Genomic DNA, 14638 nt, shown 5'->3' on the forward strand with positions numbered 1-14638 from the left:
GAGCATGGCCATTGGGTCCGCGTCCGTGAAATAAACAGTCCAGAAAATACCTCCGCCTCTTGCCTATAGCCCGGAGTGCCATGCTACGCTTTTGCCAAAAGCAGGAGCGTAGCCCATGCCCATCTTCACCGATTTCATCAGCGCCTTTCTGACCCGCATGGAAGAGCGGCATTGCGTCGCCTACATCCCGTGTAAGCGGCGTAATTTCGACGGCCACGGCAATGCCGGTGACTGCGGCGAACCCGTCGGCCAGTCCGGCGTGACCATCGGCGCGGGCCTGGACCTGGGGCAGCAGGGAGAAGCCGATTTGCGCCGTATGGGGTTGGAGATGGAACTCATCAACCTGTTCCGCCCCTATCTCGGCAAAAAGCGGCACGGCGCCGTGGCCGCCCTGGGCAAGTCCCCCCTGACCATCACCGAATCACAGTGCGACGCCGTGAACCGCGCCGTGCATACCGACTACATCCGCCGGGGCGCCGACCTCTATGACCGGAACACCGGGGGCCTGCCCTTCGCGGAGCTCCCGCAAGAGGCCCAGGCCGTTATCGTTTCCCTGTTCTACCAGCTCGGCAGCCCGTTCCCCTCCAAAAGTCACACCGGCTACCCCGTGCTTTACGGATACCTCTGCCGCGGCTACTGGCAGGCCGCCGCCCTGGAGCTGAAAACGGGATTCAAAAAATACATCTACCGCCGCCGTCAGGAAGGCGAACTGCTTGAGGGGATTGCCTGATGTTCGACCTGCTCAAGTCCTTGTTCGGCATCGGCGGAAAAGCGTTAGATAAAATTTTTCCCGACCGGGCCAAGCTCCAGGAAAAGAACCTGGAGATCAACGCGGAAACGGAGCGGGCCAGCGGCGGGCGCATGACTCCGCGCAAGCTGCTCATGTATGTTTTTGCGCTGGGCCTCGCCTGGGAACTGATGGTCAGGCCGTTCATCGTCACCTACTGGCCTGCGGCGACATTACCACCGTCCATGCTCAAAGAACTTATGGCGGCGGCCTCCGCCATGTTCGGCATGGGGTTCTGACGTGAGCGCCACGGCAGAAGAGCGTTTGGCGCGCATCGAGGCTGACATTGCCGCTGTGAAACAGATCATGGCCGAACAGTTCGGCGCGTTCAACCTCCGGCTTGACGAGGTTGTGGTGTCACAGATGCGCAGCCTCGGGAAGCGTATGGCCTTGGTTGAAGACCATGTCCGTGAACTGCGGGAAGACCGGGCGCGCGAGGAAGGCAAAAAAGCCGGGAGCAGGGCCGTGCTCGCCGCCCTGTTGGGCGTGCTCTCCGCCTGCGCCGGGGCTGCCGGGGCCTTTATCGGCAGGCTGCTGTGATGGCGGGCAAAGATAATCTCAAGCCAGTCCGAACCGAGGGCGAAGCGAGGAGCAAGGGCCGCAAGGGCGGTATCGCATCCGGACAGGCCAGACGCGAGAAGGCGACGTTGCGTGCTGCCCTGGAAGTACTTCTTGAGCGCAAGGGAGAAGACGGAAAGACAGGACGCGAGGCATTGGCCGTGGCCCTCTATGACCAGGCTCTCAAGGGCGACGTGCGTGCTTTTGCGGAGCTGCGCGACACAGTGGGCGAGAAGCCCACAAACAAGCTGGAGATGGGCGGCGACCTGAGTATTGCCGCCGTCATTGAGGAGGGACGCAAACGTGTTGCAAGGCTTCGCTGAAGCAGACGCACGGCTTGCCGCAGAGATAGCGGGCTATGCTGCCGATCCCCTGGGTTTCGTGCTTTTCGCGTTCCCCTGGGGCGGCGGTGCGCTTGCCGATTATCCCGACGGCCCGGACGTATGGCAGCGCGAGATATTGCGCGGCATGGGTGAGCAGCTCAGTACCGGTGCCTCCGCCGCCTCCGTTATCCGTGAGGCCGTGTCCTCAGGGCACGGGGTGGGCAAGTCCGCGCTGGTGGCGTGGATCATCCTCTGGGCCATGTCCACCTTCTCCGATACGCGCGGGGTTGTCACTGCCAACACCGAGAACCAGCTCAAGGGCAAAACCTGGGCAGAGCTTGCTAAGTGGCACCGGCTCTGTCTCTGCGGCTACTGGTTCGACTGCACGGCCACGGCGCTCATCAGCACACAGGCCGGGCACGAAAAGACTTGGCGCGTGGACATGGTGGCATGGAGTGAGCGCAATACCGAGGCTTTCGCGGGACTGCACAACAAGGGCCGCCGTGTGCTGCTGATCTTTGACGAGGCTTCGGCCATTCCAGACGCGATCTGGGAAGTCTCCGAGGGCGCGCTGACCGACGCGGACACCGAAATCATCTGGTGCTGCTTCGGCAATCCCACACGCAACACGGGGCGGTTCCGGGAATGCTTCGGTCGCTACGCCCACCGCTGGAACACACGCCGGGTGGACAGCCGCACTGCGGCCATGACCGACAAGAACCAGCTTGCCCAATGGGTGGAGGACTACGGCGAGGACAGCGACTTTGTGCGCGTGCGTGTGCGCGGCGAGTTTCCGCGCGCCGGTGACCGGCAGTTCATCTCCTCGGACATTGTGCACGAGGCGCGCGGGCGTTCGCTCAAGCCGGATCAGTATAGTTTCGCGCCCAGGATTCTGGGCGTGGACGTGGCCCGCAGCGGCTCGGACCAGAGCGTCATCACCCGGCGGCAGGGTCTGGCCTGCCTGGAACAACGGAAGTTTCGCGGTCTGGATACCGTGACTCTGGCGGGCATTGTGGCCGAGGAATGCCGGGAGTGGGGCGCGGACAAGATCTTTGTGGACGGCATAGGCGTGGGCGCGGGCGTGGTGGACGCCCTGCGACAGGTCTACGGCCTCGGGCATCTGGTGGTGGACGCCGTGGCCGGGGCAACGGCCCTGCAACCCGAGCGTTTTTTGAACCGGCGGGCCGAAATGTGGACGGCCATGCGCAAATGGCTGGCGGAGGGCGGGGCCGTGCCCGATGACGCGGAGCTGGCCGAGCAGCTTTGCGGGCTGGAATACGCGGTTACGGTTTCGGGCAAGCTCAAACTGGAGAGCAAGGATGACATGAAGGCGCGCGGTCTGACCTCGCCTGACTGTGCCGATGCCCTGGCCCTGACCTTTTACGCGCCCGTGCCCGTGACTCTGCACGGCGCTGCCCAGCGCAAGGCCCGCACCGAGTATGACCTTTTCGGAGAGGGGCACTGATGAGACTGTTCTATCGTCAATGCGTGGGCAGATCCATACGCACCGCCCTCTTTCAGCTTATGAAAGGGGAAGGCCTGCTGCCCTGCGCCATGAGCGCCTGGGCAAAGCCCTCGCTCAAGGACTGGCTGTCCCTGACCGCCCGGCGCGACGGCGTGGTGCTGCTGCGCTGTGAGGACGAGGCCGGGCAAATCCTGGGCTGCGGCCTGTTCACGCGCCAGCCCTACCGCGTCTGGCAGTTCGATTTCACGGCCTTCCGAGCCGGATTCGCCGCGGCGACGGAACAGGCGCGCGGCGGTTTCCAGTGGGCCTTCGAGCATCTGGACTGCACGTCCATCATGGGCGTTTGCCCGCTGCCGAACCGCCATGCCTGGCGGCTGGCCGAGGCCTGCGGCTTCCGCGTTCTGGCGCGCCTGCCCAGAGCCTGCTTTTACGCCCGCAAGGGCAACTATGTGGACGGCGTGCTGGTGCTCTGCACCAGAGAGGATTTGAACACGGTCATGCAAAACAAGGAGAGCATCATGGGATTTGGAGGAGGCGGCAGCCCGAGCATTCCCGAATCCACGCCCGTGCCCAAGGCGGAAACGACCAAGGATGTGACGGCGGCCAGCACGGAAGCGCGGCAAAGTCAGAAGGACAAGGCGGCCAAGGCCGCCGGGCTGAAGAATACCATTCTCAGCGATGCGCTGCTTTCTTCCGGTAATAGTGCGTCCGGCGCCGGCAAGACGTTGTTGGGGCAGTGAGGGCAAGGCATGGCCGTTGACCTGAAAAAGCTGCATCAGCGTTGGGAAATGCTGGTGGAAAAGCGCCGGCCCTGGATTTCCACCTGGAAGGACCTGGCGGCGCTCTACCTGCCCACAGGCTACCGTGACGCCGACGACGGCAATGCCCGTGGCGGGAAAAACCTCCTGAATCCCGAGGTGGTGGATTCCACGGGAATCTATGCCCTGCGGACCCTGGCCGCCGGGATGCAGGGCGGCATGACCAGCCCGGCCCGGCCCTGGTTCGGCCTGCGCCTGGAAGGCGGGGATAGCGGTGATGGCGGGATCACGGCGCGGGCCTGGATAGACGAGGTGGTGGAGCGCATGCGCACCATTCTGCACACGTCCAATTTCTACGGCGTGATCTACCAGGCCTATGCGCAGCTTGCCGCGTTCGGAACGGCCTGCGTGTTTGAGCGGGCCGACATGAGCGGCTTCACCTTTGACTGCTGCCAGGCCGGGACCTTTGTTCTGGACGTGGACGCCGGGGGCCGTGTGGACACGGTCATGCGCAAAATATGGCTGACCGCGCGCCAGATGGCGCAGGAGTTCGGCGAAGACGCGCTGCCGGATATGGTCAAAACCTCGCTGAACAATGCGAGCATGGGCAATGTGCGCCATGCCGTCTTCCATGCGGTCTATCCCCGTCGGGAGCCGGGCCTGCGCCGGGAAACCATCAACGGCGCGCGGCGGCCCTTTGCCTCGGTCTACTGGATGCGGGGCATGAGCGGCGCGGGCGGGTATCATCCGCTACGCGAGTCCGGCTTTGATTCCTTCCCTTTTTTCGGGGTGCGCTGGAATGTGCTGTCCGGCGACGTCTACGGCACCAGCCCGGCCATGGACACCATGCCGGACTGCCGCATGCTCCAGCAGATGGCCAAAACCACGCTCAAGGGCGTGCACAAGATGGTCGATCCGCCGGTCAACGTGGCGGCGGAACTACAGAGCGTGGGCGTGGACCTGACGCCCGGCGGCGTCAATTACGTGAGCATGATGGGCAACAACGGCGCGGCGGTGACGCCGGTGCTCAAGGTGCAGCCGGATGTGGCGGCGGCGCAGGCCATGATTCAGCAGGTGCAGCAGCAGATCAAGGAAGGTTTGTACAATGATCTGTTCCGCATGCTGTTGGGCACGAATCGCCGCCAGATCACGGCCACCGAGGTGGACGCCAGGGAAGCCGAAAAGATGATCCTCATCGGGCCGGTGCTGGAGCGCCTGCACGACGAGCTGTTCATCCCGCTCATCGACCGCACCTTTGCGCTGATGGACAAGTTCAACGCCCTGCCGCCCGTGCCCGAGGAACTGGCCGGGCGCGGCCTGAAGGTGGAGTTCATCTCCACCCTGGCCCAGGCGCAAAAGCTGGTCAGCACCGGCGGCATCCAGCAGTTGCTGGCCTTCATCGGCGGCGCGGCGCAAGTGGACCCCTCGGTGCTGGACGCGCTGAACGGCGACAGGCTTGTGGACAAGTACAACGAATATCTGGGCGTGGACGCCGGTGTGCTCCGACCTCAGGAAGAGCGCGAGGCCATCCGGGAGCGGCGGGCGCAAGCCCAGGCCCAGGCGGCACAGCAGGCCCAGGCCCAGGCGGCCATGGAGCAGTTGCCGCGGGCCGCGAAAACCCTGGCCGACACGCCCATGGGCGGCGAACAGCCCAACGCGCTGGATGCGCTGCTCGGCGGCATAGGAGGCTACTGAGATGGCTGACGACAGTTCACGCAAGGCCAGGGACCTGCATCTGGCTCAAGTTGAGGGCGTGCGTCAGGCCATGGCCACGCGGGAGGGGCGATCCCTGCTGCGGCTGCTGCTGACGGAAAGCAGATTCCTGATGATTGTGACCTCCGGCGTGGCGGCTGACGACCTGAATCACTTTGAGGGCCGCCGGGCCGTGGGAGCGAAACTGTTTGCCCTGCTGGCCGAGCAGGACAAGCGGAACATCATCACATTGATGGAGGATGAATAATGGCTGATGAGACGACACCTGAAACCGGGGCTGAAACACAGGCCGAAAGCCGGGCCGGGACGGAAGGCCACGGGCGGGAGGCGGCCACGCTGCTGTCCGGCGGCGAGGGGCAGGAGAGCGGAGAGCGGGGGGCAGGGGACGGCCAAAAGCAAACAGACGGAGCGGTCGGGGAAACCGCCGCCCAAGAGGTAGCGCCCCCTGATCCTGAAAAATTCAATCTGACTATGCCGGAAGGCAGCGGTTACGGCGAGGCCGAAAAGACACAGTTCGTCGCCATGGCCAGGGAGCTGGGCCTGACCGAAAAACAGACCCAGCAGCTTGTTGAGAAGTCGGCGCAGGCTCGGTCCGCCGGGCTGGAGGCCCAGCGTGCCGCCCGGAACAAGCAGGTTGAGGACTGGAACAAGGCGCTCAGGGAGGACAAGGAGTTCGGCGGCGAAAAGTTCGCCGAGAATGTCGAATACTTCCTGCGCGGTGTCAAACATCTGGATGTGAGCGGCGAACTCGAAACGCTGCTGGAGGAAACCGGCTACGGTTCGCACCCGGGGGTGGTCAAGGCCGTGGCCCGGATCGGGCGGCAGCTCAACAACGACAAGCTTATCGGCAGGGGCGTGACGGCTGACGACACGGCCTTGGCCGAACGGTATTTCAAAAATTAACCATACGAGGAATGCGAAATGGCATATGAAAAAGGACTTGTGGCCACGCTCCCCGAACTGGAGCAGTTCTATAAGGGGACGCCCGCCGGTGATGTCATTGAACTGATGAATCAGACCAATGACATTCTGGACGACGTGCAGTGGATGGAATCCAACCAGAGCGACGGGCATTTGACCCGCATCCGCACGGGCCTGCCCGAGGTTTACTGGCGCAGGCTCTATCAGGGTACGCCGCCCTCCAAGTCGCAGTGGAGCCAGGTCAAGGAAGGCTGCGGCATGCTGGAAGCTCTCATGGAGCTGGATATCGCCGAGACGGAACTGTACGGCGACAAGGCCAAGCAGTTCCGTCTTTCCGAGGCCCTGGCCTTCGCCGAGGCCATGCGCCAGAAGGTGGCGACCACGCTTTTCTACGGCAACAGCAACAGCAAGCCGGACGAATTCAACGGCCTGGCCATGCGCTACCCGGCCAAGGACAGCCCCAACGTCATTGACGCCGGGGGCACGAGCGGCGGCATGACCTCCGCCTATCTGGTCTGCTGGGGCGCCAACACCTGCCACGGCCTGTACCCCAAGGGCAGCACCGGCGGCCTGGACCACAGGGACCTCGGCGCCTACATGGCCCAGGACGCGGACGGGCGCAAATTCGAGGTGGTGGGCGACAAGCACACCTGGAAATGCGGCCTGACCGTGCGCGACTGGCGGGCCGTGGTGCGCCTGGCCAATATTCCGGTGGAAAATCTGACCAAGCGCAAGGGCGAATCCGGCTTCATCGACCTGCAACAGCTGACCATCATAGCCAAGAATAAAATGCCGCAGACCATGCGCGACAAGGCCATCTGGTACTGCAATGCCGATTTGCTTACCGCCCTGGAGCTGCAATCCACGGATGCGGGCAATGTGCATCTGGTCTACGGCGAGTTTTTCGCCTCCAAGGCCGTGCCCAACCTGCACGGCAGGCCCATCCGTCAGTGCGACGCGATCCTTTCCACTGAAACCGTCATCTAGCAGGAGGACCCACATGCTTGTCGATTCCAATCTTGTTCTGAAAGAGGGGGCTGTCACGACCACCGGCACGGGCGACCCCGTGGGCCTGACCTCGCTTCTGATTCCTGGCAAGGGAGAACCTGTTCCCTTTGCCTTCAAGGTCACTGAAACCTTTGCGGGCGGCACGTCCGTGGCCTTCAAGCTCCAGCAGTCCGCCACGAAGGACGGCAGCTATGCCGACGTGGACGGCTCCGAGTTCACCCTGGCGGCAGCCGCACTTGCCGTGGGCGCGCGTGCGCCCATTAAATACCTGCCGCGCGGCGTGACCAAGCCCTGGCTCAAACTGACCTGGACCGTCACGGGGTCATTCACCGCCGGGAAAATCTTTGCCGCCCTGGTACGCGAAGACAGCGAAGCCTACGAAGCCGGTCAGTACATCAATAGCGGCAAGGTCGAGGGTTAGGCCATGCAGGTGCGCGCAAAAATTATCATGGTGCATGGGAATGTCTTGCGCGAGGCCGGTGAGGTTTTCCCCTGGCTCGGTCCGGGCGATCCGCCGCAGGCGCTGTGCGAAAAAATCGACTCTGAAGCGGCGGGGAGCGGCGGCAAGGCGCGCGGCGGCATTCCGTATTCCAAATCCGCCGCCGCCACGCAGGCTGCCGGAAAGTAAAACCGGATGGGGGGAGGACACGGCCTCCCCCCATCCTTCAAGGTGAATTATGGCGACGGACGCTGGAAAGATCAGAATCTGGAACATGGCCCTGGGCTATGTGGGCACGCGCACTGTGGCCGCCGAGGATGAGCGCTGCGAAGAGGCGGTACAGTGCTCCCTGTACTGGGATGCCGCGCGGCGGCAGGCCCTGCGCGACTATCCCTATAACTTCGCCCGGCGCCGGGCCTGGCTAGCCGAAGCGGCGCTGCCGGAGGTCTACGCGGTGGAATGGACGCACGCCTACGCGCTGCCCGACGGCTGGCTCAAGGTGCACCATCTCGTTAATGCCGGGTGGCGGAGGCTCATTCACGCCGACGCGGCGCACGAGAGGCGCGCTCCGTTCCTGCTCGCCGCCACTGACGAAGGCGCGGAACTCCTGCTGACCGACGTTGCCCCGGCGCTCATCTCCTACACCGCCGACGTGCCGGACACGTCCAGATTTGATGATCTTTTCACGGGCATGCTGGCCCGCAAGCTGGCGGTCATGATCGCCGTGCCTCTGCTCAAAAACAATACCGGCAAAGTCAATGAACTGGCGCAACTGTATTCGGCAAGCCTGCCTGACGCCCGTCAGGCCAATGCCAGCGAACATAAAGAGCGTCCGGCCGTGGATTCGTGGCTGGCGGCGCGTTAAGAGGTATGCCGTATGTCCCTGCCCAATTCCGATTCCCGCGCGCTGTTCCTCGGCAACGGCGCGGCCACGCAATTTCCCTTTTCCTTCAAGGTCTGGGAGGAATCCCAACTGGTGGTCAGCCTGACCTCGCCCCAGGGCAAAACCAGCCGGGCCACGGGCTGGACGGCGACGCTGACCGACAACGGCGGCACGGTCAGCTATCTGCACGAGAGCGCGCCCCTGCCCGAAGGCTGGAAGCTGTCCATCGTGCGCAACATGCCCTTTGTGCAGGAAGTGGAACTGATTTCCGGCACGCGCTTTGACCCTGAAGTCATTGAGACGGCGCTGGACCAAGCCGCCGCCGAGCGCCAGCAACTGCTGGAACAGCTCTCCCGCGCGGTGATCATGCCGCCCACCGGCGAGCAGAGCCCGGAAGAGGTGGTGGCAGACATCAAGGCCGCCCGGGACGCGGCTGAGGCTTCCGCCGGGGCCGCGGGCGACAGCGCCGCGCGGGCGGCCCGGAGCGCGGCAAACGCGGCAAACAGCGCCGGGCAGTCGGCGGGCGCGGCCGCCGATGCCGAGTACTGGGCCGGGCGCGCCGAGGACGCCTCCAACAACGGCCCGGCCACGCCCGGGCACATCGGCGGCGTCAAACCCCGTCACGGCCTGTCCGTCATGGAGGACGGCACCCTGGACCTCAATACGGGCGACGGCCTGGAAATCGACGCGGCAAAAAACGCCCCGCGCGTCAACGCCTCCGGCATCCGGCACGGCGTCCTGGCCGTGGCGCACGGCGGCACCGGGGCCGACACGGCCCAGGGCGCGCGGGACAAGCTGGGTCTCAGCGCCTGGCAGAAAGGCATGGAAGGCACCAATCCCCAGCGCCTGCGCAACGTCATCCTTTCCGGCCGGGAAAAGGACGGCTATCCGGCCTACCTCGTCGGCCAGGAATTCATTGACATGCAGCACGAGGACGGCGTGTACATCAGCAAGCGCGGCACGGTCAGCGCAAGCGGGGAATACAGCACCTCATACCGGGCCACCAGGCCCCTGCGCAATCAGCTTGTCTACCAGTCCGCAGGCTGGCTGACGCCCAGCACCGTTACCAGCGGACAGTGGGAATACGCCTTTGCCGACCGGGCGCACGTGCTCACGGGCCTCTATCTCCAGAATTTCGACAACTCGCCGCAGTATTTTCCCCGGAAATGGCAGCTTCAGGGCTGGAATGAAAGCAGCGGCCTCTGGGAGGACATCTACCGCCGCGACAATGACCAGGCCCTGCGCGGCAGTTCGGACAATCTCAAGGACAACGGGCGGATGTACTGGTTCACGGAAAATGCCACGGCCTACCGGCGCGTGCGCATCAACATCGAAAGCAACCACGGCGGCGCGTACTCGCAGCTTGCCGTCATCCGCCTGTACGAGGCGGTCATTCCCGGCCTGCACAAATATGACCCGGCCCTGTACGCCACGCCCGAAACGCCCTTTGCGGCCTCCGTGGCCTGCGGCCTGAGCGCGGACGGCACGGCCCGCACCCTGGACCGGCCCGTGAAAGTCACGGAGCACGTCGTTTTTGACGGGCGCAAGCTGGCGGAAATGAGCCGCAATTACATCTACGTCGTCCCGGCCGATGAAAGCACCGGCCGACTTCCGGACAATCTGGACGCGGACAGGGCCGTGCCCCTGCCCGGCAATGCGGCCTTTCTGTACGCGGACACCCGCAAACTGCACTACGGCACGCGCGGCGACATTGAAAAAGAGTGTTTCGCCCTGCTGCAATCCCGGCACACCGTGGCCTACGATCCGGTGCCCAACGGCATGTTCGAGATGAACCAGGGGGCCTGGAACCATCCGCTGTACTTCCAGAACGTGCGGGTGGACCCCACGGAAAAGCCACGGGGCGCGGCCTCCAGCTACAGGTTCACGGGCGTCGACAACTGGATCGGCCCCAATGCCGACCTGACGGCGGCCCTGCTCGGCAAAAACGCCCATCCCTACAGCAACGAATACACCGTGGAGCTGGATTTCAAGTGGAACGGACCGGCCCCGGAAGCAACCGACGATTATTTTATCCTCTTTGACAACGGCTACTATACAAGCCGGGGCTGGGCGCTGGCCTATCACAACCGTAAAAAATGCCTGGCCCTGCATTGGGGCAGCAAGAGCATCAGCAACTGGTGCTACCACGCGCCGTTCAATGCCTCTGACGGCACATGGCATACGGTTTCCGTGAGCCAGCGCGATTCCAGCCTGTTCATCCATGTGGACGGCGTTTGCCTCGGCGCGTTCAATTATGTGTCGCTCTGCAATCCCAATTACCGCTATTGGTTTCTGGGCCGCTGGATACACTCGGGCAGCCACCAATGGTACGGGCATCTCAATAATCTGCGCGTCACCCTGGGCACGGCCCTGTACCAGGGGCGGGATTACGCCGTGTCCCCGGCTTTCAACCGTGGCCCGATTCCCGACAAAACCCTGTGGTACGACGCCGCCGAAGGGGTGGTCAAGGAATGGCAAGCGGAGGCGGGCGTGTGGCTGAAAACGCCCATGCTGCCCGTGGGGCATGTGGATACCGGGCGAAAAGAGCACCTCATGACCGACCAGCCCAGGGGCACCTATCATCTTCAACCCACCAAATGGGTGACGGATTTTAAAACCGACAGCAGTTATGACGGCAATGCGGGGGCAAGCAGCCTGTTCAATCTCGGCTACGGCGGCGCACATGCCTTTTTGTCAGGGGGAACAAATGATGCGACGCATGCCGTGGAATTTATGCTTGAAAAGCCCCTGGCCTTTGAAAGCATGCTTGACTTTGTAAACACGCGCGGCAATTGGAACTCCTCATTGTGCAAATTCAGATTGTCAGGCCGCAACGCTGATGAGGAAGCATGGAATGTGCTGATCGACCGCAGCACTTTTATTGATGACGGAGCCTTGCTCGGGGCGGGCGTATACGTAGCGCCCAACGGCACATCCCCCTATTTCGGCGGCTACAAGTCATTCGCCATCAGTGATCCCACGCCATATTGGCAGTACCAGCTGTACATTCTGCCCAAGAATGAAGTGCCGTTTTTCAAAGATTACAACTACACGTCGGTCCTGCTTACCTTCACCTTCCGTGACGCCCGGCCCGAGCTACTGGGCATTTCCAGCTACGCCACGGGCGGGGCGTGGACCATCGGCCCCGTCCCGCTGGGCGTGAACACGGAGGCTGAAATCCCGGTTCCCTTCGGCAACCTGCCCTTTTCCGTGGACGGCTCTGTGGAGGAAGAGCACGACTACCAGGTCAGAAAGCGCAGGCTGGGTGAGATGTCCGGCTGGTACAACAGCGGGTATTACGTCACCGGTGAAATCGTGTACCGCAAAAGCGACGCCGTGGTGCTGGTCACGGGAAACCATGCCGTCAGCCAATACAACGGCAACTACTGGAACTCGCCGTCCGTGAATACGCAAAGCAACAAGGCCAACTACTATCTCAGCCTGCAACGGAGGGGCGTGTGATGCAAATTCTTACCTGGCTGACGCCCGAGGATGAAATGTATTGCGCCGCAACGCCGCGCGCGGGCCGCGACACGGCCATCGCCGACAGACCGGCGGACATGCCGCAGGGCCGCTACAACCGGGAAAACGGGCAGTGGGAACGGGTTTACGAAGCGCCCGGGCCGCAAGACATCAGCCTGGGCGAAGCCGAACGGCTGTGGGCCTGGGCCGAAGCCCAGGGCGAGGGCATGGCGGGCATCATTCTCAAGGCTTTGGGGCTGTAGCCATGCGCGTATCCTATAAAAACTTCACCGGCGGCGAGGTGACGCCCACGCTGTCCGCCCGTTATGACCTGGGGCGTTACGCCAATTCACTGAAGATCATGGAGAATTTTCTCCCGAATCTGCACGGCGACGCCTACCGCAGGCCGGGCACCTATTTTTTGGAGAACCTTGGCGAGGGCTGCGTGCTCCTGCCCTTCAGCTTCAATGCCGAGGCCGGGCAGAATTTCGCGCTCGCCTTTGGCGAAAAGAGCCTGCGCATCGTCAACGTGAACGGCTATGTCGTGGCTGAGGCCATGGAAAGCCCCTATGCCTTGGCGGACGTGCCGGAAATTTCCTACGCGCAGGTGGGCGATGTGGTTTATCTGGCGCACAAGGACTACGCCTTGCACAAGGTGGTGCGCACCGGTTCGGCCCCGGCCTATGCATGGTCCATCGGCACAGTGGCGCTGAATACCTCCCTTGCCGCGCCCGCCGCGCCCACGGCGGCCTGGCAGGGAGGCGGCGGCTCCTACACCCTGCGCTACAAGGTGTCCGCCGTGGACGCCGACGGCAAGGAGAGCCTGCCGTCCGCCGTGGGTTCCACCGCGTCGGGGAAATATCCCACGGACTGGACCGAGGGCAATCACTGCGTTCTCAGCTGGCAGGCCGTGGAAGGAGCCGCCGAGTACAATATCTACCGCGAAAGCGCCGGGTATTACGGCTTCATCGGCATCGCCCAGGGGACGAGCTTTGACGACCAGAATTACGAGGCCGATATCGCGGACACGCCCAAGGAGGACTGGGACCCCTTTGCCGACGGTAACAATCCCGGCACGGTGACCTTTCACCAGCAGCGCATGGTCCTGGCTGGGACCAGGAACAGCCCGCAGTCCTTTTACATGTCCCGCACCGGCGACTTTGAGAATTTCCGCAAGTCCCGCCCCCTGCAGGACGACGACCCCGTGGAATACCAATTGGCCTCCGGCACGGTGGACGGCATCGTCTGGGCCGCCAGCTTCGGCGATCTGCTCCTGGGCACCGCCAGCGCGGAATACAAGGCCACGGGCGACAACGGAGCCATCACGGCCAAAAACTGCACCATCACGGCGCAGAGTTATTGGGGTTCCGCAAAGATCGCGCCCATCATCATCGGCAACAGCGTGATGCACTGCCAGCGCCACGGCAGCCGCGTGCGCGACCTCTACTATTCCCTGGAGAAGGACGGCTATGCGGGCAACGACCTATCCGTGCTGGCTCCGCATCTCTTTGACGGGCACACCATACGGCAATGGGCGTTCCAGCAGACGCCCGGCAGTGTCCTCTGGCTGGTGCGCGACGACGGTGTGCTGCTGGCGCTCACCTATATGAAAGAACAGGACATCTGGGGCTGGTCGCGCCAGATCACGGACGGCCGCGTGCGCTCCGTGGCCGCGCTTTCCGGAGAGAACGCCGACGAGCTGCTTCTGGTGGTGGAGCGGAGCGTGGACGGCGCGCGGAAATATTATCTTGAGCGCCTCATGCCGCGCTGGGAGCAAAATGACGATATCAGGGACGCCTTCTTTGTGGATTGCGGCCTGACCGGCGTTTTTGAAGACGGTGTGGAAAGCGTCGGCGGCCTGTCCCATCTGGAGGGCCGGACCGTGCACGCGCTGCTGGACGGCTCGCCCGTGGAGGGCCTGGAAGTGAGGGACGGGGCGGTGGTGCTGCCCTACGCGGCGCGCACGGTTTCCATCGGCCTGCCGTATACCTCCACGCTCTGCCCGCAATGCGTGGAAGCCGACACCCAGACCGGTTCGACCCTGGGCATGAAGCGCGGCTACGGCCAGTGCGCGGTGCGCCTGTTCCGCTCCGTGGGCGGCAAATTCGGCACGGACAGGAAGACGCTCTATGATTTTCCCTTTGTCCCGGCCCGCTGGGGCGAACCCTGTGAGCCGTTCAGCGGCGACGTGCAGTGCTCGGCCGGGGGCGGCCAGGACCCGGACACCAGCTTCTATATTGTGCAGGACAGGCCGTTGCCCATGCAGGTGGCGGCCATTGTGGTCAGCGTGGATTTCGGCCAGCAGGGATAAGGAGGAGCGG

The 14638-nt window shown here is 63.5% G+C and carries 16 protein-coding genes; all 16 read left to right on the forward strand.

The window, feature by feature from the left end; all coding sequences use genetic code 11:
- The first annotated feature begins 115 nt into the window (after nt 1–115).
- Genes HMPREF0326_RS06340 through HMPREF0326_RS06415 form a run of 16 tightly spaced genes read left to right on the forward strand, consistent with a single transcriptional unit; the run spans nt 116 to nt 14628 of the window.
- Nucleotides 116–730: a pesticin C-terminus-like muramidase gene (locus HMPREF0326_RS06340; protein WP_020990329.1), complete on the forward strand. Its 615-nt coding sequence runs from the start codon at nt 116–118 to the stop codon at nt 728–730.
- The gene (locus HMPREF0326_RS06345) at nt 730–1026 is read left to right on the forward strand and encodes a hypothetical protein (RefSeq protein WP_008686240.1); all 297 of its coding nucleotides are present in this window, start codon (nt 730–732) and stop codon (nt 1024–1026) included. The genes HMPREF0326_RS06340 and HMPREF0326_RS06345 overlap by 1 nt, the downstream gene beginning before the upstream one ends.
- Nucleotide 1027: 1 nt before the next feature.
- Nucleotides 1028–1327 carry a hypothetical protein gene (locus HMPREF0326_RS06350; protein ID WP_008686239.1) on the forward strand — a complete coding sequence of 100 codons (300 nt, stop codon included), beginning with the start codon at nt 1028–1030 and terminating at the stop codon, nt 1325–1327.
- Nucleotides 1327–1668, forward strand: a complete 342-nt coding sequence (locus HMPREF0326_RS06355; RefSeq protein WP_008686238.1) for a hypothetical protein — start codon at nt 1327–1329, stop codon at nt 1666–1668. Before HMPREF0326_RS06350 ends, HMPREF0326_RS06355 begins: the two co-directional genes overlap by 1 nt.
- The gene (locus HMPREF0326_RS06360) at nt 1649–3133 is read left to right on the forward strand and encodes a hypothetical protein (RefSeq protein ID WP_020990330.1); all 1485 of its coding nucleotides are present in this window, start codon (nt 1649–1651) and stop codon (nt 3131–3133) included. The genes HMPREF0326_RS06355 and HMPREF0326_RS06360 overlap by 20 nt, the downstream gene beginning before the upstream one ends.
- Nucleotides 3133–3873 carry a GNAT family N-acetyltransferase gene (locus tag HMPREF0326_RS06365; RefSeq protein WP_008686236.1) on the forward strand — a complete coding sequence of 247 codons (741 nt, stop codon included), beginning with the start codon at nt 3133–3135 and terminating at the stop codon, nt 3871–3873. Before HMPREF0326_RS06360 ends, HMPREF0326_RS06365 begins: the two co-directional genes overlap by 1 nt.
- Before the next feature lie 9 nt (nt 3874–3882).
- A complete protein-coding gene (locus HMPREF0326_RS06370) occupies nt 3883–5586 on the forward strand; it encodes a portal protein (RefSeq protein ID WP_008686235.1) in 1704 nt (567 codons plus the stop codon).
- Nucleotide 5587: 1 nt separating this feature from the next.
- Nucleotides 5588–5851, forward strand: coding sequence for a Bbp19 family protein (locus HMPREF0326_RS06375; protein WP_008686234.1), 264 nt, complete (start codon nt 5588–5590; stop codon nt 5849–5851).
- Entirely contained in the window at nt 5851–6507 is a 657-nt protein-coding gene (locus tag HMPREF0326_RS06380; protein ID WP_008686233.1) for a hypothetical protein, read from the forward strand. Before HMPREF0326_RS06375 ends, HMPREF0326_RS06380 begins: the two co-directional genes overlap by 1 nt.
- Nucleotides 6508–6525: 18 nt before the next feature.
- Nucleotides 6526–7512 (forward strand): major capsid protein, encoded by a 987-nt coding sequence (locus tag HMPREF0326_RS06385; protein ID WP_008686232.1) that lies wholly within the window; start codon nt 6526–6528, stop codon nt 7510–7512.
- 13 nt (nt 7513–7525) lie between these two features.
- Nucleotides 7526–7954, forward strand: coding sequence for a Bbp16 family capsid cement protein (locus HMPREF0326_RS06390; protein ID WP_008686231.1), 429 nt, complete (start codon nt 7526–7528; stop codon nt 7952–7954).
- Between the two features lie 3 nt (nt 7955–7957).
- On the forward strand, nt 7958–8161 hold the full coding sequence (locus tag HMPREF0326_RS06395) for a hypothetical protein (protein WP_008686230.1): 204 nt from the start codon (nt 7958–7960) through the stop codon (nt 8159–8161).
- Between the two features lie 49 nt (nt 8162–8210).
- Complete coding sequence (locus HMPREF0326_RS06400) at nt 8211–8837, forward strand: hypothetical protein (protein WP_020990331.1); 627 nt, start codon at nt 8211–8213, stop codon at nt 8835–8837.
- A 12-nt stretch (nt 8838–8849) separates the two neighbouring features.
- Nucleotides 8850–12317, forward strand: a complete 3468-nt coding sequence (locus HMPREF0326_RS06405; protein WP_020990332.1) for a hypothetical protein — start codon at nt 8850–8852, stop codon at nt 12315–12317.
- Nucleotides 12317–12580, forward strand: coding sequence for a hypothetical protein (locus HMPREF0326_RS06410; RefSeq protein ID WP_009302155.1), 264 nt, complete (start codon nt 12317–12319; stop codon nt 12578–12580). Before HMPREF0326_RS06405 ends, HMPREF0326_RS06410 begins: the two co-directional genes overlap by 1 nt.
- Nucleotides 12581–12582: 2 nt before the next feature.
- Nucleotides 12583–14628 carry a hypothetical protein gene (locus HMPREF0326_RS06415; RefSeq protein WP_008685195.1) on the forward strand — a complete coding sequence of 682 codons (2046 nt, stop codon included), beginning with the start codon at nt 12583–12585 and terminating at the stop codon, nt 14626–14628.
- The last annotated feature ends 10 nt before the right edge of the window (nt 14629–14638 follow it).

This window comes from Desulfovibrio sp. 3_1_syn3 (assembly GCF_000145315.2).
In the GTDB taxonomy this organism is placed as follows: Bacteria; Desulfobacterota; Desulfovibrionia; order Desulfovibrionales; family Desulfovibrionaceae; genus Desulfovibrio; species Desulfovibrio fairfieldensis.